Origin of the sequence: Mycolicibacter senuensis, assembly GCF_003284925.1 — a bacterium.
Taxonomy (GTDB): domain Bacteria; phylum Actinomycetota; class Actinomycetes; order Mycobacteriales; family Mycobacteriaceae; genus Mycobacterium; species Mycobacterium algericum_A.
Genome location: NZ_QMEX01000055.1, coordinates 1 through 25,795 on the forward strand (window position 1 = coordinate 1; position 25,795 = coordinate 25,795).

Annotated in this window: 26 protein-coding genes; 15 read left to right on the plus strand and 11 right to left on the minus strand. The window is 67.7% G+C overall.

Features of this window, described 5'->3' with window-relative positions; all coding sequences use genetic code 11:
• The 7 genes from DQP56_RS13715 to DQP56_RS13745 form a co-directional block, all read right to left on the minus strand.
• The coding region (locus DQP56_RS13715) for a (Fe-S)-binding protein (RefSeq protein WP_133258932.1) at positions 1–2,284 on the minus strand (2,284 nt) is incomplete at its 3' end.
• A 225-nt stretch (positions 2,285–2,509) separates the two neighbouring features.
• Entirely contained in the window at positions 2,510–3,070 is a 561-nt protein-coding gene (locus DQP56_RS13720) for a hypothetical protein (protein WP_112686264.1), read from the minus strand.
• 67 nt (positions 3,071–3,137) lie between these two features.
• A complete protein-coding gene (locus tag DQP56_RS13725; RefSeq protein ID WP_205868875.1) occupies positions 3,138–3,509 on the minus strand; it encodes a DUF3054 domain-containing protein in 372 nt (123 codons plus the stop codon).
• A gap of 22 nt (positions 3,510–3,531) precedes the next feature.
• A complete protein-coding gene (locus DQP56_RS13730; RefSeq protein WP_112686265.1) occupies positions 3,532–4,194 on the minus strand; it encodes a hypothetical protein in 663 nt (220 codons plus the stop codon).
• A 47-nt stretch (positions 4,195–4,241) separates the two neighbouring features.
• The gene (locus DQP56_RS13735) at positions 4,242–4,817 is read right to left on the minus strand and encodes a hypothetical protein (RefSeq protein ID WP_435673863.1); all 576 of its coding nucleotides are present in this window, start codon (positions 4,815–4,817) and stop codon (positions 4,242–4,244) included.
• A gap of 134 nt (positions 4,818–4,951) precedes the next feature.
• A complete protein-coding gene (locus tag DQP56_RS13740) occupies positions 4,952–5,134 on the minus strand; it encodes a hypothetical protein (RefSeq protein ID WP_112686269.1) in 183 nt (60 codons plus the stop codon).
• 24 nt (positions 5,135–5,158) lie between these two features.
• The gene (locus tag DQP56_RS13745) at positions 5,159–6,640 is read right to left on the minus strand and encodes an amino acid permease (protein ID WP_112686271.1); all 1,482 of its coding nucleotides are present in this window, start codon (positions 6,638–6,640) and stop codon (positions 5,159–5,161) included.
• A gap of 173 nt (positions 6,641–6,813) precedes the next feature.
• Between DQP56_RS13745 and DQP56_RS13750 the strand changes: the two genes are divergently transcribed.
• The gene (locus tag DQP56_RS13750; RefSeq protein ID WP_112686273.1) at positions 6,814–8,115 is read left to right on the plus strand and encodes a cytochrome P450; all 1,302 of its coding nucleotides are present in this window, start codon (positions 6,814–6,816) and stop codon (positions 8,113–8,115) included.
• Positions 8,116–8,134: 19 nt separating this feature from the next.
• Here the strand turns inward: DQP56_RS13750 and DQP56_RS13755 are convergent, their stop codons facing one another.
• Complete coding sequence (locus tag DQP56_RS13755; RefSeq protein WP_112686305.1) at positions 8,135–8,620, minus strand: winged helix-turn-helix transcriptional regulator; 486 nt, start codon at positions 8,618–8,620, stop codon at positions 8,135–8,137.
• Between the two features lie 92 nt (positions 8,621–8,712).
• Here DQP56_RS13755 and DQP56_RS13760 point away from each other — a divergent pair, with 92 nt between their 5' ends.
• The 8 genes from DQP56_RS13760 (at position 8,713) to DQP56_RS13795 (ending at position 15,936) form a co-directional block, all read left to right on the plus strand.
• The gene (locus DQP56_RS13760; protein ID WP_112686275.1) at positions 8,713–9,903 is read left to right on the plus strand and encodes a thiolase family protein; all 1,191 of its coding nucleotides are present in this window, start codon (positions 8,713–8,715) and stop codon (positions 9,901–9,903) included.
• 5 nt (positions 9,904–9,908) lie between these two features.
• Positions 9,909–10,886, plus strand: coding sequence for a nitrilase-related carbon-nitrogen hydrolase (locus DQP56_RS13765; RefSeq protein WP_112686277.1), 978 nt, complete (start codon positions 9,909–9,911; stop codon positions 10,884–10,886).
• Positions 10,855–11,376: a DUF302 domain-containing protein gene (locus DQP56_RS13770; protein ID WP_112686279.1), complete on the plus strand. Its 522-nt coding sequence runs from the start codon at positions 10,855–10,857 to the stop codon at positions 11,374–11,376. Before DQP56_RS13765 ends, DQP56_RS13770 begins: the two co-directional genes overlap by 32 nt.
• Positions 11,373–11,702 carry an NAD(P)H-binding protein gene (locus DQP56_RS13775; protein WP_112686281.1) on the plus strand — a complete coding sequence of 110 codons (330 nt, stop codon included), beginning with the start codon at positions 11,373–11,375 and terminating at the stop codon, positions 11,700–11,702. The genes DQP56_RS13770 and DQP56_RS13775 overlap by 4 nt, the downstream gene beginning before the upstream one ends.
• Before the next feature lie 157 nt (positions 11,703–11,859).
• Positions 11,860–13,713 carry a molecular chaperone DnaK gene (gene dnaK / locus DQP56_RS13780; protein WP_112686283.1) on the plus strand — a complete coding sequence of 618 codons (1,854 nt, stop codon included), beginning with the start codon at positions 11,860–11,862 and terminating at the stop codon, positions 13,711–13,713.
• Positions 13,710–14,345, plus strand: coding sequence for a nucleotide exchange factor GrpE (gene grpE / locus DQP56_RS13785; protein WP_112686285.1), 636 nt, complete (start codon positions 13,710–13,712; stop codon positions 14,343–14,345). Before dnaK ends, grpE begins: the two co-directional genes overlap by 4 nt.
• A 23-nt stretch (positions 14,346–14,368) precedes the next feature.
• Entirely contained in the window at positions 14,369–15,565 is a 1,197-nt protein-coding gene (dnaJ, locus tag DQP56_RS13790) for a molecular chaperone DnaJ (RefSeq protein WP_112686287.1), read from the plus strand.
• A complete protein-coding gene (locus tag DQP56_RS13795; protein WP_112686289.1) occupies positions 15,562–15,936 on the plus strand; it encodes a heat shock protein transcriptional repressor HspR in 375 nt (124 codons plus the stop codon). The genes dnaJ and DQP56_RS13795 overlap by 4 nt, the downstream gene beginning before the upstream one ends.
• A gap of 65 nt (positions 15,937–16,001) precedes the next feature.
• On the opposite strand, the gene DQP56_RS13800 is transcribed toward DQP56_RS13795, so the two are convergent.
• From DQP56_RS13800 to DQP56_RS13810, 3 genes are read right to left on the minus strand one after another with little or no spacing between them, the layout of a single operon-like run.
• On the minus strand, positions 16,002–16,904 hold the full coding sequence (locus DQP56_RS13800) for an aldose 1-epimerase (RefSeq protein WP_234825660.1): 903 nt from the start codon (positions 16,902–16,904) through the stop codon (positions 16,002–16,004).
• A gap of 2 nt (positions 16,905–16,906) precedes the next feature.
• Positions 16,907–18,076, minus strand: a complete 1,170-nt coding sequence (locus DQP56_RS13805; protein ID WP_112686291.1) for an FAD-binding oxidoreductase — start codon at positions 18,074–18,076, stop codon at positions 16,907–16,909.
• A gap of 35 nt (positions 18,077–18,111) precedes the next feature.
• Positions 18,112–18,783 (minus strand): GAP family protein, encoded by a 672-nt coding sequence (locus DQP56_RS13810; protein WP_112686309.1) that lies wholly within the window; start codon positions 18,781–18,783, stop codon positions 18,112–18,114.
• 119 nt (positions 18,784–18,902) lie between these two features.
• Between DQP56_RS13810 and DQP56_RS13815 the strand changes: the two genes are divergently transcribed.
• The 6 genes from DQP56_RS13815 to ttfA form a co-directional block, all read left to right on the plus strand.
• Positions 18,903–19,442 carry a hypothetical protein gene (locus tag DQP56_RS13815; protein ID WP_234825661.1) on the plus strand — a complete coding sequence of 180 codons (540 nt, stop codon included), beginning with the start codon at positions 18,903–18,905 and terminating at the stop codon, positions 19,440–19,442.
• Positions 19,429–19,665, plus strand: coding sequence for a hypothetical protein (locus DQP56_RS13820; protein WP_133258931.1), 237 nt, complete (start codon positions 19,429–19,431; stop codon positions 19,663–19,665). The genes DQP56_RS13815 and DQP56_RS13820 overlap by 14 nt, the downstream gene beginning before the upstream one ends.
• A gap of 103 nt (positions 19,666–19,768) precedes the next feature.
• Positions 19,769–22,315, plus strand: coding sequence for an ATP-dependent chaperone ClpB (gene clpB / locus DQP56_RS13825; RefSeq protein WP_112686297.1), 2,547 nt, complete (start codon positions 19,769–19,771; stop codon positions 22,313–22,315).
• A 149-nt stretch (positions 22,316–22,464) separates the two neighbouring features.
• Positions 22,465–23,682, plus strand: coding sequence for a PecA family PE domain-processing aspartic protease (locus DQP56_RS13830; protein ID WP_112686299.1), 1,218 nt, complete (start codon positions 22,465–22,467; stop codon positions 23,680–23,682).
• A gap of 123 nt (positions 23,683–23,805) precedes the next feature.
• Positions 23,806–25,026 (plus strand): PecA family PE domain-processing aspartic protease, encoded by a 1,221-nt coding sequence (locus DQP56_RS13835; protein ID WP_234825662.1) that lies wholly within the window; start codon positions 23,806–23,808, stop codon positions 25,024–25,026.
• Positions 25,027–25,112: 86 nt separating this feature from the next.
• Positions 25,113–25,795: trehalose monomycolate transport factor TtfA (gene ttfA / locus DQP56_RS13840; protein ID WP_234825663.1), on the plus strand; the 683-nt coding region annotated here is incomplete at its 3' end.

Consider the following 25,795-nt stretch of genomic DNA (forward strand, 5'->3'; position numbering starts at 1 on the left):
CCGTCGCGGTGGCAGCGGCAGCAGGTGCCGGCGCCTCCTTCGGCGCCGTCTTGACGGTCGCAGCGGCCGCCGCCGCAGCGGTGCCCTTCTCCGGCAACGTCACCCCGGACATGTCCAGCGAGTCCAGCAGCAGCTGGGCGATGTCACGGACGTCCACGCCGGAACGCCCGGAGGCCTCGATCCGGTCGTCGAGGCCGTCACTGATCATCACCCGGCAGAACGGGCAGGCGGTGGCGATGGTCGTGGCGCCGGTGGCCAGCGCCTCGTCCACGCGGTCGTGGTTCACCCGCTTGCCGATGTGCTCTTCCATCCACATCCGGGCGCCGCCGGCGCCGCAACAGAACGAGCGATCGCGGTTACGCGGCATCTCGACCAGATTGGCTCCCGCGGCGGTGACGAGCTCGCGCGGCGGCTCGTACACCTTGTTGTGACGGCCCAGGAAGCATGGGTCGTGGTAGGTGACATCACGCGACATCGGCGTGACCGGTATCAGCCTCTGGTCCCGGACCAGCCGGTTGAGCACCTGGCTGTGGTGCAGCACCGTGTACTCGCTGCCCAACTGCGGGTATTCCCGCGAGATCGTGTTGAAGCAGTGCGGACAGCTGGCGATGATCTTGCGGTCTGGTTTCTCCAGGCCGTCGAACAACTCGTTGAGCGTCTCGACGTTCTGGGTTGCCAACTGCTGGAACAGGAACTCGTTGCCGGATCGCCGCGCCGGGTCACCGGTGCAGGTCTCGCCGGTGCCCAGCACCAGGAACTTCACCCCGGCGGCCGCCAGCAGTTCGGCGGTGGCCTTGGTGGTCTTCTTGGCGCGGTCCTCATAGGCGCCCGCGCAGCCCACCCAGAACAGGTACTCGAAGCCGTCGAAACTGTCGACGTCCTGGCCGTAAACCGGGATGTCGAAGTTGAGTTCGTCGATCCAGGCGGTGCGCTCGCTGGCGTTCTGCCCCCAGGGGTTGCCCTTGTTCTCCAGGTTCTTGAACAGCACGGCCAGCTCGGACGGGAACTCCGACTCCACCAACACCTGGTAGCGGCGCATGTCCAGGATGTGGTCGATGTGCTCGATGTCCACCGGGCACTGCTCGACGCAGGCGCCGCAGTTGGTGCACGACCACAACACGTCCGGGTCGATCACGCCGCCCTGTTCGGCGGTGCCGACCAGCGGGCGGGTGGCCTGCTCCGGGCCGGAGCCACCGATGCGCTCGAAGCCCTTCTCCGGCACATGGTGACCGGCCAGCGGTTTGGCGTCGGCCAGGTCGATGTCCATGTCCGGCGCGTCCTTGGTGCCGAGCAGGTAGGGCGCCTTGGCCATCCAGTGATCACGCAGGTCCATGATCAACAACTTGGGGCTCAGCGGCTTACCGGTGTTCCACGCCGGGCACTGCGACTGGCAGCGGCCACACTCGGTACAGGTGGCGAAGTCGAGCATGCCCTTCCAGGAGAAGTCCTCGATCTTGCCGCGGCCGAAGACCGCGTCTTCGGGCGGGTCGTCGAAGTTCAGCGCCTCGCCCTCGTACTCGATCGGCAGTAGCGGGCCCAGCCCGTCGGGCAACCGCTTGAAGGTGACGTTGATCGGGGCCAGGAAGATGTGCAGGTGCTTGGAGTGCAGCACGATGATCAAGAACGCCAGCGCCACACCGATGTGCAGCAGCAGCGAGACGGTCTCGATGGTCTCGTTCGCGGCGAGCCCCAACGGCTCCATGATCTTGCCCATCAGCTGCGACAGGTAGGCGCCGTTGCCGTAGGGCAGGCTGCCGGTGTTGACCGCGGCGCCGCGCAGCAGCAGGAAGGTCCACACCACGTTGAGGATCATGACCAGGATCAGCCAGGCGCCACCGTTGTGCGAGCCGTAGAACCTCGATTCCCGGCCCATCTCGCGCGGATTGCGGATGATGCGGATGATCATGAACGCGAAGATCGACAGCGTGACCGCGGTGATGAAGAAGTCCTGCAGGAAGCCCAGCGCATCCCACTGGCCGATGACCGGGATGGCGAAGTCGTGCTTGAACAGCTGACCGTAGGCCTCGATGTAGACGGTCAGCAGCACGATGAACGCCCACATGGTGAAGAAGTGCGCGATGCCCGGAATCGACCACTTCAGCAGCTTGGCCTGGCCGGCGACCTCACGGACCTGGGTCCACACCCGGGCACCGACGTCGGACACCCGTTCGGCGCCGACCTTCTGGCCGGACATGACCAGCTTGTACAGCCAGAACACCCGGCGTACGGCGAGAACTGCGACGAGCGCTGTCATGGACAGCCCGACGACCAGCCTGATCATCATCTGGACATTCTCGGTCACGGAGCGCCTCTCTCATCCAGAAGTTACCAGCCAGTAGCTTAGCTGAAGTTACTGATGGGTAACTTACCGTCTATCTTGCGCAATACCTGCTCAAGCGCTGCTTGATGCTCGCCCATAGTGCCACCCCGTTCTCGTGCAGCGCGACGCAGGCTGGCCTAACTGTATCGGTTTGCGACTGTTCGGAAGGGTTTTCGCGGCGTGGCAGCGCTATTGACCATCCGCCCCGGCAGTGGTGGTCGGCGGCGCTGCGGTCGTGGTCGGGGGCTGGGTGGTGGTGGGCTGGGTGGTCGTCGGCGCAGTCGTGGTCGGCGCAGTCGTCGTGGGTTCGGTGGTCGTGCTCGGGGGTTCGGTGGTGCTGGTAGCCGGCGGTTCGGTGGTGGTGGTGGTAGCCGGTGGCGGTGCCTTTTCCTGACCGGTGGGCGCCGGGGCGATCGGATTCGGGGCGGTCGGCTCGCCCGGGGGTGCCACGGTGGAGGTGACCGACGTCGTCGCCGGCGTGGTGTCGCCGGAGTCCTTGTTCACCAGCCGGACCATGCTCCACACCAGCGTGGCGATCAGCAGGGCGGTGAGCACACCCCAACCGATGAGCGCGAGCGGCCTCAGGTACCAGGGGGCCGGCGGCGGTTCGGGCCAGCCGGGCTGCGCTCCGGTGGGGTCACGGTACTCGCTGTAGTAGCCGGCCGGCTCGTCATATCTGTCGGCCCCGCGATAGTCGTAGTCGGCCATCCGGGTCGGTTCGTCGTTGGGGTCGTCCGGCGTTCGTTCCACGCACACCGATGGTAGGTGCTGCTGCTGACGAAACCCCGCGCCGGCGGCTGACGACTCGCTGTGCCGTCTACCGGGTGGCGCGGCGTCGCGCGACGAGCTCGAACACCGCCCGCCAGCCGAGTAGGAACACGGCGGTCACCGTCGACGCGACCGCGACGAATGACCATGCCACGCCCGTAGCGGTCGCCGCCCGCAACGCCATGCCGACCAGCACCGTCGAAACCCAGACGATCACCCCGGTCGGGACGACGGCGGTGGGCCTGCGCCAGCCGCGCGACAGCAGCCAGCCCAGCACCGTACCGCTCAGAAACGGCCAGGCCGTGGTTGCCAGGCCGCTGATATCGAGGCCCTCGTCGTGACTGCGGCGCCCCAGCGCGCAGAACACCAGGACGGCCACCACGTCGATGCCGAGCCAGGCCGGATCACGCTGCGGTCGCATGCGGCGAGAGTACCGAGCCGGCCTACCGGTACGGCGGGATGGTGATCACCGTCGGCAGCTCGGGAACTTTCGGCACCGGCGGGATGGTGATCACCGACGGCAGCGACGGCAGGCGCGGCCGGTGGCGATGCGTCTCGCTGGGCGCCGGGGGTTGCCGCGGCGGGGATTGTTGGGGTGGTGCCTGCCGAGGCGGGGGCGGCGCGGCGGTGGTGCTCGACGCGCTCGGCGGGGTGCTGGTCGGACTGGTCGTGCTGGTCGGACTGGTCGTGCCGGCGGTGGTGCTCGAGGAGCTGCTCGCCGGCGCGGTACCGCCGTCCCCCGGTCCGCGGCTGGTCAGCTGGACGATGCCCCAGATCACCAGCGCGAGCATCAGCAGAATGAGTCCGAACCAGGCGGTCAGCACCGAGCGTCGGCGAAACCAGGGGGTGGGCGCCGACGCGGCGAAGTCCTCGGTGTCTGGATCGCCGGGACGTTGCTGTTCGATCGGGTGGTAGGCGGGGTTGTACTGGGTCGGCGCATTGCCGGGCGGGAATCCCGGGTCGCCGGGGTGGTGCCTGGGGCCGGCGGGACCGAACGGCGCCGGCTGGGGCCCGGGCGGCTGCGGCCCGCGTTGCCCATACTGGGTGGATCGGGTTGGGTCGTCCCCGGGTGTGCCGGAGCCGTGTGAAGATCCGAAGCGCGCCATTCCAGCGATCGTAACGGAAAGCGGTTGCTGCTGAGCTGGGCCAGAGCTCAGAACGTCTCGACGTTGTCGATGCTGACGAACATGCCGTGACCGGTGCGGTCGTTGGTGAATCGGGTGCCCTCGACGTCGGCGTCGATCTTCCAGCCCTCGGCGTGGTAGGTCAGGTAGTCGATGGTGACGACCGGGATGTCGCCGAGGTTGCCGAGCACCCACTGCACGGTGCCGTCGGAACTGACGCTGACACCGTTGGCATGCTCACCGCTCTTGAGCGGGCTGTTGGTGAACTCGGCTTCGCAGTCGACCTGCCGTGTCGAGATCTGGCATCTGGTCCGTCCGGACTTCGTCTCGATGAAGACGTAACCGTTCTCGTCCGGCGGTAGGGCGATGGCGTCGCCGGGCTTGCCCGGGCTGCTCGACGACGGCGGCGCGGTGGGCGTCGAGGTGCTCGGCGGGGCGGTGGTTGGGCGGGGTGTCCGCAACGACGGCTCCGGGGGCCCGCTGCCGCCGGGCGCCGCGGTCGGGTTGCCGTCGACGGTGGTACTACAGCCGGCCAGCAGTAGCGCGGCCGTCAGCGCCAGTTGCCGGCTGAACGCCTTGGTTCTCGCCTGATCCGGTACCTGCACGCAGTCCCCCGCCGACATCGATTGGGCCACAGCCTACGCACCCTGTGACGTGAGTGGCTGCAGTGACGCGCGGTTCCGGGCGTCGGGCACCAACCGGTCGGCGGCTGCGAGAAATCCGGCTGCGAGAAATCCGATTACGAGAAATCCCGGAATGCCAACACGCCCCCGGCGACCGCCGTGACTGCGGCGAGCGCGTAGCCGAGCACCGACCACCAGCCCGCATGCAGGTAGGCGGTGATGGCGACGATCGCGATGGCGCAGAACACCAGCACCATCCCGTACAGCGGAGGCTTGGCTGCGTACCGGTTGCCGGGCATGGGGTTTCGGCCTCCTAACTCGTCCTACTCGTCCGTTTCGGCTTGCGCGGCCACCGTGGGCGGTTGCTCGCCGGTGTCCGTGGCGGGCACGGCCGCGGCCCTCACCCGGTTACGCACCAGGTACCAGCCGGCGACCAGGCCTGGTCCGCCGACCAGCACCGCGGTGCGGATCCAGACGCCGTATTCGGGGTCGAACATCATCAGCACCACCACGGCGGCCAGGAACGCCAGGGTGACGTAGCCGCTGTAGGGCGCCAGTGGCATCCGGAAGGCCGGCCGCTGCAACTCGCTTCGCTTGGTCAACGACAAGAACCGCAGCTGGCAGGCGACGATGGTCGCCCATGCCGTGATCACGCCCAAGGCGGCGATGTTGAGCACGATCTCGAAGGCGTGCTCCGGGACGACGGCGTTCAGCGCGACCCCGAACAGGCCGATCGCGCCGGTCAGCAGGATGCCGCCGTAAGGCACACCGTTTCCAGACAGCGGTGCGGTGAACTTCGGACCGCTGCCGTTGACCGCCATCGACCGCAGAATCCGCCCGGTGGAATACAGGCCCGCGTTGAGGCTGGAGAACGCCGCGGTGAGCACCACCAGGTTCATCAGGCCGCCGGCACCGTTGAACCCGATCTTGGCGAAGAACGTCACGAACGGGCTCTCGCCGTGCTTGTAGGCGGTGTAGGGCAGCAGCAGCGCCAGCAGTACCACCGAGCCGACGTAGAAGATCGCGATCCGGGCCACCACCGAGTTGATCGCCCGCGGCATGATCTTCTCCGGCTCGGCGGTCTCACCGGCGGCGGTGCCGACCAGTTCGACCGCGGCATAGGAGAACACCACACCCGAGGTGACCAGCACCACAGGGAGTAGTCCGGTCGGCAGGAAGCCGCCGTTGTCGACCCACAGGTGCAGGCCGGTGGACTCGCCGTCGACCTGAAAGCGGCCGCCCAGAAAGACGGTCCCGACGATCAGGAAGGTCACCAGAGCCACCACCTTGATCAGCGCGGCCCAGAACTCCAGTTCGCCGAAGAGCTTCACCGAGATCAGGTTCATCGACACCACCGACACCAGTGCGATCAGTGCCAGCACCCACTGCGGAACGACGTGGAACACGCCCCAGTAGTGGAAGTACGTCGCGATCGCGGTGGTATCGACGATCCCGGTCATCGACCAGTTGAGGAAGTACAGCCAGCCCGCGACGAATGCCGTTTTCTCCCCGAAGAACTCGCGGGCATACGACACGAACGACCCCGAGGTGGGGCGGTGCACCACCAATTCGCCGAGCGCCCGCAGGATGAAGAACACGAAGATGCCGCAGATCCCATAGACCAGGAACAGGGCGGGGCCCGCCTCATGCAGGCGCCGGCCGGCCCCCAGGAACAGCCCGGTGCCGATCGCCCCGCCGATGGCGATCATCTGCACCTGACGAGGATGGAGATCCTTGTGATAGCCCTCGTCTTCGCGGGCCAGCGCGGCCGGCGGGGCCAGGTGAGGGTCGGGGACCGTAGACATCGGTGCGAGGGTAACCCACCGGGCTGGTCGTGGGGGGCCGCCGAGCAACGGTCCCGAAGGCGGTGTCAGCGCGCCGATCACCGCCGGTGTGCTCCGGCGGGTCGCGTGCCGGCTCAGTAGGCTCTGGTTGTCTGACGGGCCAAGCGGTGACCCCGAGCGGCGGGAGGTCGGTCATGCGACCAGTTCTGTGGGGCCGGTGGGCGTTGCTGCACGGGCTTCCGCGGACGTTCCTGGCGGTGCAGGCGCGCCGCGGCGAACCCCTGGCACGGCTACTCGCCGGCCCGATGCGCGGCGGTGAGCCCGAGCCGTTGATCGAGCAGATTCGTGCGGCCGGAAGCCTGACTCGCACGCCGTTCGTCTCGGTCACCGCCGACCACGAGCTGTGCCGGACCATTTTGCGCGATGACCGGTTCGGAGTGAGCAACCCCGCCAACATGAACCTGCCCCGACCGGTTCGTTGGTTGATCAGCCGAACGGATCCGCAGTTGCCGAATCCGGCTGAACCGCCCTCGATGCTCATGGTCGATCCGCCCGATCACACGCGCTACCGGCGCGCCGTCGTGCGCGCGTTCACGCCTCGTGCGATCGAAAAACTGCGCGCCCGGGTCGTGGAGATCACCGACGACCTGCTTGACCGTTTGGAATCCGCACCGCAGCCGGACCTGATCGCCGACTTCGCGGGTCCATTGCCGGCGCGGATCATCGCCGAGATACTCGGCATCCCCGAGGAAATGCGGGCGCCGATGCTGGACCGGGGTGAACTCGGAGCGCCGTTGCTCGATATCGGCGTGTCCTGGAAGACATTTCGGAGCGCGATGCAGTCGCTGCGGGACAGCGACCGTGATTTCGGCGACCACATCGAACGGTTGCGTGACGGTCCCGGCGACGACATCTTCAGCCAGGTGATCCGCGACGGTGATCTTGACCGGCGTGAACTGGGCGTGACGGCGTTGTTGGTCGTCGGCGCGGGATTCGAGACCACCGTCAATCTCATCGGCAACGCGATCGTGCAGTTGCTGCGTCACCGAGACCAGTTGGCGATGCTGCGCGAGGATCCCGAGTTGTGGCCGGGCGCGATCGAGGAGGTGTTGCGCTTCGACAGCCCGGTGCAGATGACGTCACGCAATCCGCTCTGCGACCTGGAGCTCGACGGACACCGCCTCGCCGCCGGCGAGACGGTTGCGCTGCTGCTGGGCGGTGCCAACCACGACCCCGACGTGTTCGAAGACCCCGGCCGGTTCGACATCACCAGGTTCAACGCCAAAGAACACCTGTCCTTCAGCAGCGGAATCCACGCCTGCCTCGGGGCCAATCTGGCCCGCATGGAAGCCGCCATCGCGCTGCGCGCGCTGTTCGAGCGATTTCCCGACCTGGCGCTCGCCGGCACCCCGACACCGCGGGGGTTGGCCACCTTGCACGGTTTCCGGTGCATACCGGCGACGACGGGTGCCTCGGCGGGCCCGACGAGTACCTAAGTCGCGTCCCCTGCACCGGTCAGGGCGTGGCGGCTTTCCGCTTGACCAACCGGGCGCCCAACTCGCCGGGCTCGACGCGGTGACCTTCGGCGCAGCGGATCTCCACCGACGCATCGGCGCCGCAGCCCAGATGGGTCAGCCCTATCCGGCTGCGGTTGGGCAGGTGCCGTTGCCCCCACTGGAACATGGCCCAGACCACCGGCATGAAGTCGCTTCCGGCCTCGGTCAGCACGTATTCGTCGCGGCTGCGCTGGCCCGGCTCACGATACGGCCGCCGGGCCAGTAATCCGAGGTCGACGAGTTCGGCCAGCCGGGTGGCGGTCGCGGCTTTGGTGATGCCCACCCGCTGGGCGAAGTCGTCGAAGCGGGTGGTGCCGTAATAGGCCTCCCGCATGACCAGCATCGCGGACTTGGTGCCGACGACGGCCATGGTCTTTTCGACCGGGCACTCGCCGATCGCCGACCAGGAATCGCGGTCGGCGAGCGACCCCTGCAGAAAAGTCATCTCGATCACCTCCACTCCTGAGTTGACTCTACTATACCTAGGGTGTATACCTGGGTATAGAGGACCATACTCAGCGGGCAGGAGAATTCGCGATGACCGGATATCGAGGACGCGACGCCGTCATCGTCGGCGCCGTACGCACCCCCATCGGCAAGGGCAAGCCCGATGGCGCCCTGCACGGTGTCCTGCCCGCCGACCTGCTGGCGCACAGCCTGCGGGAGTTGGTGCGGCGCACCGGCGTCGATCCGGCCCAAGTCGACGACGTCATCGCCGGTGCCGTCACCCAGGTGGGCGATCAGGCCGTCAACATCGGCCGCAACGCCCTATTGGGAGCGGGTTTTCCCGAATCGGTTCCCGGCACCACGATCGACCGACAATGCGGCAGCAGTCAGCAGGCGATCAGCTTCGCGGCCCAGGGTGTCCTGGCAGGCGCATACGACATGGTCATCGCAGCCGGGGTGGAGTCGATGAGCCGTGTCCCGATGGGCAGCTCGGTGCTGCCGGGCAGTAATCCCTTCGGCGAGGACATGACGCGCCGGTATCCCGAAGGGCTGGTGCCGCAGGGCATCAGCGCCGAGCTGATCGCCGCCCGGTGGGGTTTGTCCCGGACCGAACTCGACGAGTTCTCCGCAACCAGTCACGAGAAGGCGGCGCGGGCCACCAAAGAGGGGCTCTTCGACGACGAGCTGGCTCCGGTCGCCGGCCTGACCGCCGACGAGATCGTCCGGCCCGGCACCACCGTCCAGTCGTTGTCGGCGTTGCGTCCGGCCTTCTACGACGAAGCGGTGAAAAGACGCTTCCCGCAGATCAATTGGGAGATCACCGCCGGTAACTCCTCGCCGCTGTCCGACGGCAGTGCAGCACTGCTGATCACCAGCGGAGAAGCCGCCAAGAAGCTGGGCCTGCGGCCACTCGCGCGGGTCCACACCACCACCGTCGTCGGGTCCGATCCGCTCTACATGCTCACCGGGGTGATACCGGCCACCGAGAAGGTGTTGCGGCGTGCCGGGTTGACCCTGGCCGATATCGACCTGTTCGAGGTCAATGAGGCGTTCGCCCCGGTGGTGTTGGCCTGGGCGAAAGAAACCGGCGCGGATCTGGCCAAGACCAACGTCAACGGCGGCGCCATCGCGATCGGGCATCCGCTCGGTGCCAGCGGCGCGCGACTGATGACAACACTGGTAAACGCGTTGCAGCACAGTGGAAAACGCTACGGACTGCAGACGATGTGCGAGGGCGGCGGCATGGCCAACGCCACCATCATCGAGCGGATCGAGGGGTGACGGCCATGAACGCGATCCGAGCCGCCGCCGTGCAGGTCAGCCCGGTGCTCTACAGCCGGGAAGGAACCGTCGAACGGGTGGTCGCCAAGATTGAGCAGTTGTCGCGCCGCGGTGTGCAATTCGCGGTCTTTCCCGAAACGGTGATCCCGTACTACCCGTACTTCGCGTTCGTGCAGCGTCCGTTCGAGATGCGCCCGCAACACCTCAGACTGATGGAGCAGGCCGTGACGATCCCATCGCCGGAGATCGATGCGATCGGCGCCGCGGCCAGAGCAGCCGCAATGGTGGTTTCCATCGGTGTGACCGAGCGCGACGGCGGGTCGCTGTACAACACCCAGCTGTTGTTCGATGCGGACGGCAGCCTGCTGCAGCGCCGGCGCAAGATCATGCCGACCTATCACGAGCGGATGATCTGGGGGCAGGGCGACGGCACCGGGCTGCGGGCCGTCGACAGCGCGGTCGGACGGATCGGGCAGCTGGCCTGCTGGGAGCACTACATCCCGTTGGCCCGGTATGCCTTGATCGCCGACGGCGAGCAGATCCACGCGGGCATGTGGCCGGGCTCGTTCGCCGGCGAGTTGTTCGCGCAACAGGCCGAGATCAGCGTGCGCAATCACGCACTCGAATCGGGTGCCTTCGTCGTGAACTCCACCGCCTGGCTGGATGCCGACCAGCAGGCCCGGATCATGGCCGACACGGGGTGCCCGATCGGTCCCATCTCGGGCGGCTGCTTCAGCGCGATCATCAGCCCGCACGGGGAGCTGGTGGATGAGCCACTGCTTTTCGGTGAGGGCGAGGTGATCGCCGACCTGGACTTCTCACTGATCGATGCCCGTAAGTCGCAGATGGATTCGCGCGGCCACTACAGCCGCCCGGACCTGCTGAGCCTGCGGGTGGATCGCACCCCGCGCGCCCGCGTCCAGGAGCGTTTCGAAGAACCCGCGGCTGCCGATGTCGAGGAGGTGGATCGTGTCGCCGTCTGATCCGCGCGAGACCCGGTTGTCCGGAGTTCGGGTGCGCTATGAGAGCACGAAGAGCTACGACGAGCTGGTGGCCGCATTGTTCGCCGATGTCGGCGATCGTCCGGTTCCGATCGAGGACATTGCGAAGGATTTCGTCAGCTGGGACTCGTATCGCAATGAGGTCCAAACCCATGTCGGTCCAAGCGGATTCATGCTGTTCACGATCTTCGATCATGGCGGCTGGATCACCAAGGCCGGTATCAACCGAAAAGTGTTGCGGGTCATCATCGGCAACCCGCTGATCGCGATCACGATGTTGCGCCACGACGTGACGGCGGGGCTGTTCGCGCCGGTGGAGTTGCTGATCGTCGGCGAGGCGCACGGCACCAGCAGTCTGACCTACCTCAAGCCCTCATCACTGATGGTCGTAGAACCCAACCCCGCGCTGCTGGCGGCCGCCGAAGGGCTCGACGCCAAGTTGGCCGCCCTGGCCGCGAAGCTCGCGGGATGAGCGCTGCCGAAGGCGGCAGGCGGATCTTCTTCGCGGGCGCCTCGGGTGTGATCGGCAGGCGGCTCGTCCCGATGCTGGTGCAGGCCGGCCACACCGTCGGGGCGATGACGCGGTCAGCCGCGAAGGCCGACGGGCTGGCCTTCCTGGGTGCCCAACCGATCATCTGCGACGTCTTCGACCGTCCGGGTCTGACCAGCGCCGTCCGCGTCTTCTCACCCCAGGCAGAACTCCCTCCGAACCCCCGGGTGCACATCGACACCGCCGCCGCGCGAACCCTGCAAGCCCTCGAGTCACCGTCAGGGATCGTGACCGTGGTGAGCGCCTGACCGCTCCGCTGGGAACAAAGCGGGTACCCCACCCGTTGACCCCATCGATAAGTTGAGTCAATACCACTCAAGTCTGAGTTGACAGCGGGGCGGCGGCAAGCGCATCCTTGAGCGCAGTCCGCTCAGACTACGGAATCGTCTATAGGGAGGAACCACAATGGCTCGTGCGGTCGGAATCGACCTCGGGACCACCAACTCTTGCGTCTCGGTGCTGGAGGGCGGCGATCCTGTCGTCGTAGCAAACTCGGAGGGCTCGCGCACCACCCCGTCGGTGGTCGCGTTCGCCCGCAACGGTGAGGTGCTGGTCGGCCAGCCCGCCAAGAACCAGGCGGTCACCAACGTCGACCGCACCATCCGCTCGGTCAAGCGCCACATGGGCACCGACTGGAAAGTCGAGATCGACGGCAAGGACTACACCGCGCAGGAGATCAGCGCGCGGGTGTTGATGAAACTCAAGCGCGACGCGGAGGCCTACCTCGGTGAGGACATCACCGACGCGGTCATCACCGTGCCCGCCTACTTCAACGACGCCCAGCGCCAGTCCACCAAGGAAGCCGGCCAGATCGCCGGCCTGAACGTACTGCGCATCGTCAACGAGCCCACCGCGGCCGCGCTGGCCTACGGCCTCGACAAGGGCCAGAAGGAACAGACCATCCTGGTCTTCGACCTCGGTGGCGGTACCTTCGACGTTTCGCTGCTGGAGATCGGCGAGGGCGTGGTCGAGGTGCGGGCCACCTCCGGCGACAACCACCTCGGTGGCGACGACTGGGACGACCGCGTCGTGGAGTGGCTGGTCGACAAGTTCAAGGCCACGTCGGGTATCGACCTGACCAAGGACAAGATGGCGATGCAGCGGCTGCGGGAGGCGGCCGAGAAGGCCAAGATCGAGCTGTCGAGCTCACAGAGCACCTCGATCAACCTGCCCTACATCACCGTCGACGCCGACAAGAACCCGCTGTTCCTCGACGAGCAGCTCACCCGCTCGGAGTTCCAGAAGATCACCCAGGATCTGCTGGACCGTGCCCGCAAGCCGTTCCAGTCGGTGATCAAGGACGCCGGTATCTCGGTGTCGGAGATCGACCACGTGGTGCTGGTGGGTGGTTCCACCCGGATGCCCGCGGTGACCGACCTGGTCAAGGAGCTGACCGGCGGCCAGGAGCCCAACAAGGGCGTCAACCCCGACGAGGTTGTAGCGGTCGGAGCCGCACTTCAAGCGGGTGTCTTGAAGGGTGAGGTGAAAGACGTTCTGCTGCTTGACGTCACCCCGCTGTCGCTCGGTATCGAGACCAAGGGCGGCGTGATGACCAAGCTGATCGAGCGCAACACCACGATCCCGACCAAGCGGAGCGAGACCTTCACCACCGCCGACGACAACCAGCCGTCGGTGCAGATCCAGGTCTTCCAGGGTGAGCGCGAGATCGCCTCGCACAACAAGCTGCTCGGCTCCTTCGAGCTGACCGGTATCCCGCCGGCCCCGCGCGGTGTCCCGCAGATCGAGGTCACCTTCGACATCGACGCCAACGGCATCGTGCACGTCACCGCCAAGGACAAGGGCACCGGCAAGGAGAACACGATCAAGATCCAGGAGGGCTCCGGCCTGTCCCAGGAGGAGATCGACCGGATGATCAAGGATGCCGAGGCGCACGCCGACGAGGACCGTAAGCGTCGCGAAGAGGCCGACGTGCGCAACCAGGCCGAGTCGCTGGTCTACCAGACGGAGAAGTTCGTCACCGAGCAGCGCGACGCCGAGGGTGGTTCGAAGGTTCCCGAGGACACCCTGGCTAAGGTCGACGCGGCCATCGGCGAGGCGAAGAAGGCGCTGGAGGGCACCGACATCGGCGCCATCAAGTCGGCGATGGAGAAGTTGGGCGTCGAATCGCAGGCGCTCGGCCAGGCGATCTACGAGGCCACCCAGGCCGAGCAGGCCGCCTCCGATGCCGCGGGCGGTGCGTCCGCCGGCGCTGATGACGTCGTGGACGCCGAAGTGGTCGATGATGGAGACACCAAGTGAGCGAAGGTAATCCACGCGAACCATCTCCGGAAACGATCACCGTCACCGACAAGCGCCGCATAGACCCGGAAACCGGTGAGGTGCGGGCGGGTGCTGCCGGGCCGGCTCCAAGCGAGCCGGCACCGGCGGCGCCGGTCGCCGATACCGGCGAAGTCGACCAGGTCGCGGAGCTGACCGCCGACCTGCAGCGGGTACAAGCCGACTTCGCGAACTACCGCAAGCGGGCGCTGCGCGACCAGCAGGGCGTCGCGGACCGGGCCAAGGCCTCGGTGGTGACCGAGCTGCTGCCGATCCTCGACGACCTGGACCGCGCCCGCAGCCACGGCGACCTCGAGTCGGGGCCACTGAAGGCATTGGCCGACAAGCTGACCAGCGTGCTCGACGGGCTGGGATTGGCAGCGTTCGGCGTCGAGGGCGACGAGTTCGATCCGCTGCTGCACGAGGCCGTCCAGCATGAGGGCGACGGAAGCCATTCGGTGATCGGCACCGTGCTGCGGCAGGGTTACAAACTCGGTGACCAGGTGCTGCGCCACGCCATGGTCGGCGTGGTGGACACTGTTCCGGACGGTGACCAGGGCAGCGGTGGGGACGAAGCCGGCGCCGACGACGAAGATGCCGGCGACGAGAATTGATCCAGGTGAGGAGGTGACGCGGCATGGCTCAACGTGAATGGGTCGAGAAGGACTTCTACAAAGAGCTGGGCGTCTCCTCCGACGCCAGCGCCGAGGAGATCAAACGGGCGGCCCGCCGGTTGCTCGCCGAGAATCACCCGGACCGCAACCCCGGTAACAAGGCGGCCGAGGACCGCTACAAGGCGGTGTCGGAGGCCAAAGAAGTGCTCACCGATTCGGCCAAGCGCAAGGAATATGACGAGACCCGTCGGCTGTTCGCCGGCGGCGGGTTCGGCCGGCGCTTCAACGGCGGTGGCGGTTTCGGCGGCGGCAACTTCGATCGGTTCAGCACCGGCGGCGACGGCGGCGAGTTCAACCTCAACGACCTGTTCGGTGCCGCCGGTCAGACCGGCGGCGCCAACATCGGTGATCTGTTCGGCGGGCTGTTCGGCCGCGGTGCACAGCAGCGGCCCAGCCGACCGCGGCGCGGCAACGACCTGGAGACCGACTCCGAGCTGAGCTTTTTGGAGGCCACCAAGGGCGTCGAGATGCCGTTGCGGCTGACCAGCGCGGCACCGTGCACCAACTGTCACGGCAGTGGCGCGCGGCCGGGCACCAGTCCACGAGTGTGCTCGTCCTGCAACGGCTCCGGCGTGATCAGCAGCAACCAGGGCGCGTTCGGATTCTCCGAGCCGTGTACCGACTGCCGTGGCAGCGGGTCGATCATCGAACATCCGTGTTCGGAGTGCAAGGGCACCGGGCGGGCGGCCCGCACCCGCACCATCAACGTGCGTATTCCGCCGGGTGTCGAAGACGGCCAACGGATTCGGCTGGCCGGCCAGGGCGAGGCGGGGCTGCGCGGTGCGCCGTCCGGCGACCTGTATGTGACGGTGCGGGTGCGTCCGGACAAGGTTTTCGGACGCGACGGCGACGACCTGACGGTCACCATCCCGGTCAGCTTCTCCGAACTCGCCCTGGGCACCACGTTGTCGGTGCCGACGCTGGACGGCAAGGTCGGCGTGCGGGTGCCGAAGGGCACCGCCGACGGCCGGATCCTGCGGGTTCGCGGACGCGGCGTCCCCAAGCGCGGCGGCGGTAACGGCGACCTGCTGGTCACCGTGAAGGTCGCGGTCCCGCCGAACCTGGAGGGCCACGCCCAGGAAGCTTTGGAGGCGTACGCGGCAGCGGAGCGGTCCAGCGGGTTCGACCCGCGGGCGGGATGGGCGGGTAACCGACCATGAGTAAATCCGAGAAGAACTCCCGCACCTTCCTGATCTCGGTGGCCGCCGAGCTCGCCGGCATGCACGCGCAGACGCTGCGGACCTATGACCGGATCGGTCTGGTCAGTCCGCGCCGCAGCGCCGGCGGCGGGCGGCGCTACTCCGAGCGCGATGTCGATCTGCTGCGTGAGGTGCAGCGGCTCTCGCACGACGAGGGTGTCAACCTGGCCGGTATCAAGCGGATCATCGAGTTGACCAACCAGGTCGAGGCGCTGCAGTCCCGGATCAAGGAGATGTCGGCTGAGCTGGAGATGTTGCGTGGCAACCAGCGCCGCGAGATCGCGGTGATGCCCAAGAGCACCGCCGTGGTGGTGTGGAAGCCGCGTAGTTGATTCCCGCCCATTGAGACTGTAGTCACGGCGTTCGCTACTCGAACTTTTCCGCCATGGGTGCAGCGTCAACGGACCCGAATGCTGAATTGCGCCACCCCGGGCTCGTCCGGGCGCGCCATCCGGTAGCCGCCGCGGCGCAGCGCGTCGGTCGGTGCGGCCATCGGTTCGAAGCAGATCACGTCCTCGGTGGCCGGCGCGTAGATCTGTGCCGCCGGATAGCCCGCGTCGAACTGCACTTCGATACGTCGGCCGCCGCCGGACAGCGCGAACACCGCGCCGGGGGTCACGTCGTCGAAGCCGTCATCAAACACCTTCTCGCCCAACACCTCGGTCGCCGACGGGTAGGGCGCAGTCGCTCCGGTGGGGATGCCGCGGGTATCGACCATCCGCGAGCGCATCGGCGGTGTTTCGATGCGCCACTGCTGCCGGGGCACGCCGGGCAGCTGTAGATACGGGTGGAACCCGAAGCACAGCGGCACCGCCGCCTCGCTGGTGGCAGTGATAGTCGTGCGCACCGTCAGCGTGCGGTCGGCGATCCAGACAGCCGACCGCAGCAGATGCGGAAACGGGAAGGACGCCAACAGGTCAGGCCGCGAACCGAAGTCGAGCTCGGCGGTCAGCGTGGATGCCGACTGTTCGGTAACCCGCCAGCCGGGGTCGCCGGCGAGCGTGCCGTGGATCGGGGCGCCATGGGCGTCGGTGTGTACTCCGCCAGACCCCGGGGTGAGCGTGACCTCGGTGTCGCCGACACGGTAGCTGTTGCCGCTCAAGCGGTTTGCCCACGGATATAACAGCGGAATGCCCATGGTCTTGTAATCGGAAACGTAAGCCTGCAGGCCCCGGCGTAGCCCGAGTAGCTCCACACCGCCGTCGGACAGTGAGGTGCCGATCATGCCGGCGCTCGGGACGAATGTCGCCGTGAGCTCCGACGACGGATCACGAAGGGTGCAGGCCGGAAACCGGGACACATTCACTCCGATAACGGGTCGTGTTGAATATGGTGCGCAGGCGCACCTTTGGCGATCAGCGCGGCCGCGGTGGCTCGGGTCATCTGCGAGCCGCCGCAGATCAGGATCTGGCGATCGCTCCAGCTGCCGTAGCGGGTGACCACATCGGCCAGCCGTCCGGTCTGCCGCACATGCAGGCCCCGCGGCGGGGTCGCGTCGGGGTAGTCGGCGGCCCAGCCGGGGTCGCGCGCGTACTCCGACACCGGGGTCACCGACAGCCACGGGTTGTGCGCAGCGATCTGCCACAGCGTGGGCAGGTCGTAGAGCTCGCACGGGTACCGCCCACCGAAGAACAGATGCACCCGCGGATTGACGCCCCACCGGGTCAGGTCCATGATGATCGCCCGCAGCGGTGCCAGACCGGTGCTGCCGGCGATCATCAGCACGTCACCCGCATCCCGGTCGACGTGCAGGCCGCCGTGCGGGCTGGACAGCCGCCAACGGTCACCGGGCCGGGTCTCGTTGACGATCGCGGGGCTGACCAGGCCGCCGGGGACCCCGCGCACGTGGAATTCGATCGCACCGGCCTCGTCGGCCGGGACGGCGGGCGAGAGGTAGCGCCACGAGCGCGGGCACTGCGGTACCTCGACTTTGACGTACTGGCCGGGATGGTAGGGCAGCGGGCGGTCCAGCTGGATCCGGACGACGGCCAGGTCCCGCGAGACCCGCAGCTGTTCGACGACGGTGCCGTCCCACCAGGCCGGACCGTCCTCGGCGTCGGCGGCACCGCCCATCACCCCGATGATCAGATTCAGTGACTCGCGGGCGGCGTCGTCGACAGCGGGAACCCAGGCGGTTGCCAGCTCGTCACGGAGGGCGGCGTACAGGGCTTGGCCCATGGCGGCGTAGTGGCGTTGTGTCACACCATATTTACGGTGATCTCGGCCGAGTTGCGCCAGAAATGCGACCGGCTCCTGGGCGCGCTGGGCGACGAGTTCGCCGTACACCCAGCTCATCGCCTGGGCGAAGGCGACGCGGATGGCGGTCAGGTCGGCAGGGAAGAGGTCTCGAGCCGACGGGTCGGTGCCGAACCAGCGGATGAACAGGCGGCCGACGAAGCTGTCGCCGCCGCCATCGGCGCCGGCGAACGCGTTGCGCAGCACCTGCAGTGCGTCACGGTCGTCTAGGCCCACGGCCGCGATCTTATGCGGACCAGCGGTGATAACGGCTAGAGCGCGTGAATTCCGTTGTAGGTCACCATCGCACCGATGAGGATCAGGATGACCGCGAGTAGTGCGGCGTGTTGCTGCTCCATCCAGTCTTTGAGCCGGTTGAGCGCCGGATCGAACCGGTCGCTGGCTACCAGGTAGCCCGCGATCGGGACCACGACCGTGGATGCGGCAACGGCCACGAAGAGCACGGCCGCCTGCCAGTTGCCCGTGGCCGTCAGTCCGGCGCTGCCGATGGCCAGGCCGGCAGCAGCGCACATGAACAGCACCTCGGGCCGGATCACGGCCAGTGCCACGGCCGTCAGGCCGGCCCGGGGCGCGGTCATGGAGGTGAATCTGCGCATCCAACCCGGCATTTCGCCGTGCCGGTGCCGGGTCGCCCAGCGGTAGCCGCCGAAGGCGATCAGCGCCACGCCGACCACGATCCGCAGCCACGACGCCCAGGTCGGCGGTGTGTCAGTCAGGCCGCCCAGCAGGCCGGATGCGGCGACGAAGGCCGCGGTGAGGGCGGCCAGCCCGGCCAGCCAGCCGATGAGGAACGACAGCCCGGTCTCGCGCGGGCGAGCGGTGTGCAGCACCAGCACCGCGGGGATGACGGTGATCGGGGAGAGCGCCACCACCAGGGCGAGCGGAATCAACGTGGTCAACAACGAACCCAGGCCGGACGTCATGGCAGCACCGTAGCCGTTCGGGCGGCGGGCATCGCCGATGACGGCGCCGAACCGCCCGTCACTTGCCATATACCCCTACCGGGTATAGGTTCGCAGCAATGTTTCGACGGAAGGCGGATATGCCACCCAGGCCGCAATGTCCGGATCAGCGTCGGCCCGGCTCGGCGACGAGTCGCCGGTTCGGGGTGGCGGGCGTCATCGCCGCATTGGCCTGCACGCTGGGCTGCTGCCTGCCGGCGATCCTGGTGGCACTCGGGGTCGGCGCATCCGGGGTCGCAGGGATGGGCCATGCGGGACACAGCGCCGGCGAGTCCCGGGGTGCCCTGCTCGACCTGTTGCACCGGGTCAGCCCGGCGCTGCTGATCGCGTCGATCGCGCTGGTCGCCGGCGCATTTGCGATGAGGCGTCGCGCGGCGGTGCTGCCCGCGCTGTTGGCCGGGGTGGTGCTGTACCTCAGCGTTCACGGTCAGACCGACCCCGCCGTGATGTATGCCGGTATGGCCATCGGCTACAGCGTCTGGATCGGCCTCTATTTCTGGACGCGCCGGTCAGCGCAGGCCTGCGAGCCCCAGGCGGGTGGCGTAGGCGCCGAGGTCGGCGCGACTCACCGGGAGCCGCCCGTCGGCCCAGTCCAGGACCAGGGCGGTGAGCGCTCCTGACAGGGCGCTGGCGTGCAGGGCGCGGGTGGTGTCCGACACCGGATCGGTGACGCCTGAGACGCTGTTCGATCTACTCGATGCCACGCAGTCGGCCGGTGTGCTGCCCTCGGACCACAGTTGGCTGTTCCGGGCGTTGCTGGGAGCCTCGAAGCCGGCCCCGGCTGGCGCAGAACGCCGGCCGGGCACTGCGGCTGTCCTGAGTGCCGCCGCCGAAACCGGATAATTGGGGTTGAGCGGAACAGACTCAACCTTGACGACGTTGGACAACACGACAAGCATTTTTGGCGAGCCCTCCCGGGCCCGCTCTGACCCCGAATGGAGGTGTCGTGGACTCGTTCAACCCGACCACCAAGACGCAGGCGGCCCTGACCGCGGCCCTGCAGGCGGCGACCGCTGCCGGAAACCCCGAAATCCGGCCGGCGCACCTGCTGCAGGCCCTGCTGACCCAGAATGAGGGGATCGCCGTGCCGCTGCTGGAGGCGGTCGGGGTGAACCCCGCGACGATCCGCACCGAGAACCAGCATCTGCTCGACCGGCTGCCGCAGGCCAGCGGCGCCAGCGCGCAACCGCAGCTGTCCCGCGAATCCCTGGCCGCGATCACCGTCGGTCAGCAGCTGGCCACCGAGATGGACGACGAGTACGTCTCCACCGAGCACCTGATGGTGGGTCTGGCCACGGGCGACTCCGACGTCGCCAAGCTGCTCACCGGTCACGGCGCTTCACCGGAGGCGCTGCGGGAGGCGTTCACCAAGGTGCGCGGCAGCGCCCGGGTCACCAACCCCGACCCCGAGGCCAGCTACCAGGCGCTGGAGAAGTACTCCACCGACCTGACCGCCCGCGCCCGCGAAGGCAAGCTCGACCCGGTGATCGGGCGCGACACCGAGATCCGCCGGGTGGTGCAAGTACTGTCCCGACGCACCAAGAACAACCCCGTGCTCATCGGTGAGCCCGGCGTCGGCAAGACCGCGATCGTGGAGGGCCTGGCCCAGCGCATCGTGGCCGGTGACGTCCCGGAGAGCCTGCGCGACAAGACCGTTGTCTCGCTGGACCTGGGCTCGATGGTGGCCGGCGCGAAGTATCGCGGTGAGTTCGAAGAGCGCCTCAAGGCCGTCCTCGACGAGATCAAGAACGCCGCCGGGCAGATCATCACCTTCATCGACGAGCTGCACACCATCGTCGGCGCGGGCGCCACCGGTGAGGGTGCGATGGACGCCGGCAACATGATCAAGCCGATGCTGGCCCGCGGTGAGCTGAGGATGGTCGGTGCGACCACGCTGGAGGAGTACCGCAAGTACATTGAGAAGGACGCCGCGCTGGAGCGCCGCTTCCAGCAGGTCTACGTCGGCGAACCGTCGGCCGAGGACACCATCGGCATCCTGCGTGGCCTCAAGGAGCGCTACGAGGTGCACCACGGTGTGCGGATCACCGACTCGGCGCTGGTCGCCGCGGCCACTCTCTCCGACCGCTACATCACTGCCCGTTTCCTGCCGGACAAGGCCATCGACCTGGTCGACGAGGCCGCGTCCCGGCTGCGGATGGAGATCGACTCCCGGCCCGTCGAGATCGACGAGGTCGAACGGCTGGTGCGTCGGCTGGAAATCGAAGAGATGGCGCTGAGCAAGGAAGAGGACGAGGCCTCCAAGGACCGGCTGGAGAAGCTGCGTGCCGAATTGGCGGACTACAAGGAGAAGCTGGCCGAGCTGACCACCAGGTGGCACAACGAGAAGAACGCCATCGACGTCGTCCGCGAACTCAAGGAGCAGCTGGAAACCCTGCGCGGGGAGTCCGACCGCGCCGAACGCGACGGCGACTTGGCCAAGGCCGCCGAACTGCGATACGGGCGTATCCCCGAGGTGGAGAAGAAGCTCGAGGCGGCGCTGCCCAAGGCCGAGGCCCGTGAGCAGGTGATGCTCAAGGAGGAAGTCGGTCCCGACGACATCGCCGACGTGGTGAGCGCCTGGACCGGTATCCCGGCCGGGCGGTTGCTGGAAGGCGAGACCGCCAAGCTGCTGCGGATGGAAGACGAGCTCGCCAAGCGGGTCGTCGGACAGCGCAAGCCGGTGCAAGCGGTCTCCGACGCGGTGCGGCGCAGCCGGGCCGGGGTCGCCGACCCCAACCGGCCGACCGGTTCGTTCCTGTTCCTCGGCCCCACCGGCGTCGGCAAGACCGAGCTGGCCAAGGCGCTGGCGGACTTCCTGTTCGACGACGAGCGGGCGATGGTGCGCATCGACATGAGCGAGTACGGCGAGAAGCACTCGGTGGCACGGCTGGTCGGGGCGCCCCCCGGCTACATCGGCTACGACCAGGGCGGTCAGCTGACCGAGGCGGTGCGCCGCCGGCCCTACACCGTGGTGCTTTTCGACGAGGTGGAGAAGGCCCATCCGGACGTGTTCGACGTGCTGCTGCAGGTGCTCGACGAGGGCCGGCTCACCGACGGCCAGGGCCGCACCGTCGACTTCCGCAACACCATCCTGATCCTGACCTCCAACCTGGGATCGGGGGGCACCGACGAGCAGGTGATGGCCGCGGTGCGGTCCGCGTTCAAGCCCGAGTTCATCAACCGGCTCGACGACGTGCTGATCTTCGAAGGCCTCAACCCCGAAGAGCTGGTGCAGATCGTCGACATCCAGCTGGAGCAGCTGTCCAAGCGGCTGGCGCAGCGCCGGCTGCAACTGGAGGTCTCCCTCGAGGCCAAGAGGTGGCTGGCGCACCGCGGGTTCGACCCGGTCTACGGGGCGCGTCCGCTGCGCCGGCTGATCCAGCAGGCCATCGGCGACCAGCTGGCCAAGATGCTGCTGGCCGGGGAGGTGCACGACGGCGACATCGTGCCGGTCAATGTCGGCGTGGATAACGAGTCGCTGATCCTGGGCTGACGCTCGCCCGATCAGGTCCCCCGCCGCCCGGCGGGGGACCTCTTCATTGCCTGCTTGCGGATGCGATGACGAAGCTGATCGGTTACTCTAACGACGCTGAGAAAGTCCGGGTTTTTACAATTTCGTCGTTAATTCAGAGGGGGCAGGCCATGTCAGGTCGTCGTCATCGCCTGGTCGGCGCCGTCAGTGCGGCGGGGGCGTTCCTTGCGCTGAGCGCGCCCGCGCCGGCGGCCCACGCCGACTGGGACGACCTGTTCCAGCCCATCCTCGACGCCTTCAGCATGGTCGACCCGGGCATTGCCGCCGACACCGACCCGGGCAGCGCGTTGGCCTCGTTGGACACCCTGTTCGACGGCTGGTACCAGGACCTCGTCTACACCCCGCTCAACAGCATCGCGCCGTGGCTGTTCGGTTCGGATCTGCCGGGCAGCGCGGTTGCGTACGGCCCGGACACCCCGGTTGCGGACCTCCCGTCGAGCTTCACCGTCCCGATGGATGTCAATCTGACGACCCAGCCGGTGATCAACGTCTCGATCGGCGGCGGCGCACAGACAGAGGTGCTGGTCGACACCGGCGCGGCCGGGCTGGTCGTGCCGATCTGGAACATCAACCCCTTCGGCATCACCGGCCTGCCCACCGGCTTCAACATCGGCCAGTTCGGCGGTGCGCTGAACTACTTCTATCTGGAACTGCCCACCACGGTCACCTTCACCGGCGTGGGAGGCGACACCGTCACCGCCGACACCACGGTGGATGCCGTGCTCTTCGCGTTCCCGGCGGACCTGAACCCCTTCGGTTCCTGGTCCATCTACGACTACCTGGCGGGCAGCTCCACCGGCATCTTGGGTATCGGGCCCAACGCGCTCGGACCCACTCCCGACCACATTCCGACCGCTGATCTGCCGGGTGCTCTCGGCAACGGCGTGCTGATCGACCAGCCCAACGGCCAGCTGATCTTCGGCGACAACCCGTACGAGGGCGGCACCGTGATTGCCGGGTCACCCTGGGCGGAGCTGAAGGTGCAGCTCAACGACGGGCCGCTTACCAACGTCAACGCGGTGATCGACTCCGGCGGGGTCTACGGCACCATGCCGTCCTCGGCGCTCGGCAATGTCACCCCGACCGCCGCCGGAACCCTGCCCAACGGCACCGACATCTCGGTCTACACCAAGGACGGCACGCTGCTGTACTCCTACACGGTGGGCTCGCAGGCGGGCGAGGTGCGCAGCCCGGTCGTGGTCGGCCCCAACAGCGGCATGAACACCGGCAACTGGCTGTTCGGCCAGCAACCCGTCTACATCTCCTATAGTCCTGACGGCGTCGGAAAGACCATCGTCGGCGGCACGCTGATCCAGGCCGGAAGCTGACCGCCCGACAGGTCCGTTTTTTTGGCTCTTTCTTGGGTGAATCCCCTGGTGCTCTAGGCCCCTGCCGGGGTTAACGTAACCGCTGTTGGTCGCGGCTGTCCGTGACCGGGGGAGGTTGCGGGTATGTCGGCAGCTCATCGGCGCCAGGTGATCGGTGCGACCGCGACGGCCGGGGCGTTCCTGGCGTTCGCGGCTGCCCCGGCGGCGAACGCCGACTTCGACGATCTGTTCCAGCCGATCATCGACGCGCTCAGTGCGGTCGACCCGGGCATCGCCGCCGACACCGACCCCGGTTCGGCGCTGGCCTCGCCCGACAGCCTGTTCGACGGCTGGTACCAGAATCTGGTCGCCACCCCGATCAACGATCTCGAGCAGCGGATTTTCGGTGGGGCCGCCGACGCGAGCACGGCCGGCAGCGCCGCCGCATCCGGCGCGGACGCCGCCGTCCCGGACAGCTTCACCGTCCCGTTGCAGGTCAACGCCACCACCGAGCCCGTGGTGGACGTCTCGGTGGGCGGCGGCGCGGCGGCACCCGTCCTGGTCGACACCGGCGCGGCCGGCCTCGTCATGCCGATCTGGGATATCAACCCCTTCGGCATCACCGGTCTGCCCACCGGTTTCAACATCGGCCAGTTCGGCGGCTCGCTGGACTACTTCTACGTCGAGCTGCCCACCACGGTCACCTTCACCGACGCCGCCGGCGACCACGTGACCGCCGACAGCACCGTGGATGCCGTGCTGTTCGCGTTCCCGGCGAACTTCAACCTGTTCGGCCCGTGGTCCATCCAGGACTACCTGGGCCCGGCCAACGTCGTCGGCGTGCTGGGGGTCGGGCCGAACGCGCTCGGGCCGACACCGGACAGCATTCCGACGGCGGCGCTGCCCGGAGCTCTCGGTCAGGGCCTGCTGATCGACCAGGCGAACAAGGAGTTGGTCTTCGGCGCCAACCCGTTGACCGACGGAACCTCGGTCGCCGGGGCGCCTTATGCCCAACTGGATCTCAGCATCAACGGCGGTACCCACCAGGCCGTCCAAGCGGTGGTCGACTCCGGCGGGGTGTACGGCACCATGCCCTCCTCGGTGCTCAACGGCGTCACACCGGACAGCAACGGCGGCCTGCCCGACGGGACGACCATTGCGGTTTACCAGCACGGCACCGACAACCTGCTGTACGAGTACACGGTGCACAACTCGAACACGGCGTTCAACTCCCCGACCGTGACCACCGGCGACACCATGAACACCGGCAACTTCCCGTTCGCCCAGCAGCCGGTCTATATCTCCTACAGCCCGACCGGCACCGGGACCACCATTTTCGGCGGCTCCAACGCCCTCGAATTGTGATGTTGACCTCTTGGAATCGTGGTGATACGCGGTTGTAACCGGCAAGCGTTCTCGCTTCCGGGCCGACAACAGATACGCTAGGCGTAATGGTCCCGCTCTGGTTCACGCTGTCCGCGCTGTGCTTCGTCGGCGCGGGCGTCTTGCTGTACGTGGACCTCGACCAGCGCCGCGGCCGCAGCCGGCGCCGTAGATCCTGGGCGCGCTCGCAAGGCTTCGACTTCGAACCGGAGTCCACCGAGATCCTGCGACGCTGGAAGCGCGGCGTGATGTCGACGGCGGGCGATGCGCCCGTCCGCAACGTGGTGCTCGGTCAGATCCGCGGCGAGGCGGTCTACATCTTCGACCTCGACGAAGTCGCCACGGTGATCGCACTGCACCGCAAGGTCAGCACCAACGTCGTCGTCGACGTGCGGCTCAAGGGTCTCAAGGAGCCACGCGAGAACGACATCTGGCTGCTCGGGGCGATCGGTCCGCGGATGGTCTACTCCACCAACCTCGACGCGGCCCGCCGGGCGTGTGACCGGCGGATGGTCACCTTCGCCCATACCGCCCCGGACTGCGCGGAGATCATGTGGAACGAGGCGAACTGGACCCTGGTGAGCATGCCGATCACCAGCACCCGCGCCCAGTGGGATGAGGGACTGCGCTGCGTGCGCCAGTTCAACGATCTGCTGCGGGTACTGCCGCCGATGCCGCGCCGTCAGCCGGTCGAAGCGGCGACCGGGTCGGCCAAGCCGGCGAGCCGACGCAACGGACAGCCCGGCCGCCC

What these genes read in the sequence shown, in the direction of transcription:
- DQP56_RS13725 (WP_205868875.1), bottom strand. Translation starts at nt 3,509, where the DNA reads ATGCGACCGCAGCGTGATCCGGCCTGGCTCGGCATCGACGTGGTGGCC.
- DQP56_RS13730 (WP_112686265.1), bottom strand. Translation starts at nt 4,194, where the DNA reads ATGGCGCGCTTCGGATCTTCACACGGCTCCGGCACACCCGGGGACGAC.
- DQP56_RS13740 (WP_112686269.1), bottom strand. Translation starts at nt 5,134, where the DNA reads ATGCCCGGCAACCGGTACGCAGCCAAGCCTCCGCTGTACGGGATGGTG.
- DQP56_RS13745 (WP_112686271.1), bottom strand. Translation starts at nt 6,640, where the DNA reads ATGTCTACGGTCCCCGACCCTCACCTGGCCCCGCCGGCCGCGCTGGCC.
- DQP56_RS13750 (WP_112686273.1), top strand. Translation starts at nt 6,814, where the DNA reads ATGCGACCAGTTCTGTGGGGCCGGTGGGCGTTGCTGCACGGGCTTCCG.
- DQP56_RS13755 (WP_112686305.1), bottom strand. Translation starts at nt 8,620, where the DNA reads ATGACTTTTCTGCAGGGGTCGCTCGCCGACCGCGATTCCTGGTCGGCG.
- DQP56_RS13760 (WP_112686275.1), top strand. Translation starts at nt 8,713, where the DNA reads ATGACCGGATATCGAGGACGCGACGCCGTCATCGTCGGCGCCGTACGC.
- DQP56_RS13765 (WP_112686277.1), top strand. Translation starts at nt 9,909, where the DNA reads ATGAACGCGATCCGAGCCGCCGCCGTGCAGGTCAGCCCGGTGCTCTAC.
- DQP56_RS13770 (WP_112686279.1), top strand. Translation starts at nt 10,855, where the DNA reads ATGTCGAGGAGGTGGATCGTGTCGCCGTCTGATCCGCGCGAGACCCGG.
- DQP56_RS13775 (WP_112686281.1), top strand. Translation starts at nt 11,373, where the DNA reads ATGAGCGCTGCCGAAGGCGGCAGGCGGATCTTCTTCGCGGGCGCCTCG.
- dnaK (WP_112686283.1), top strand. Translation starts at nt 11,860, where the DNA reads ATGGCTCGTGCGGTCGGAATCGACCTCGGGACCACCAACTCTTGCGTC.
- dnaJ (WP_112686287.1), top strand. Translation starts at nt 14,369, where the DNA reads ATGGCTCAACGTGAATGGGTCGAGAAGGACTTCTACAAAGAGCTGGGC.
- DQP56_RS13795 (WP_112686289.1), top strand. Translation starts at nt 15,562, where the DNA reads ATGAGTAAATCCGAGAAGAACTCCCGCACCTTCCTGATCTCGGTGGCC.
- DQP56_RS13810 (WP_112686309.1), bottom strand. Translation starts at nt 18,783, where the DNA reads ATGACGTCCGGCCTGGGTTCGTTGTTGACCACGTTGATTCCGCTCGCC.
- DQP56_RS13815 (WP_234825661.1), top strand. Translation starts at nt 18,903, where the DNA reads ATGCCACCCAGGCCGCAATGTCCGGATCAGCGTCGGCCCGGCTCGGCG.
- DQP56_RS13830 (WP_112686299.1), top strand. Translation starts at nt 22,465, where the DNA reads ATGTCAGGTCGTCGTCATCGCCTGGTCGGCGCCGTCAGTGCGGCGGGG.
- DQP56_RS13835 (WP_234825662.1), top strand. Translation starts at nt 23,806, where the DNA reads ATGTCGGCAGCTCATCGGCGCCAGGTGATCGGTGCGACCGCGACGGCC.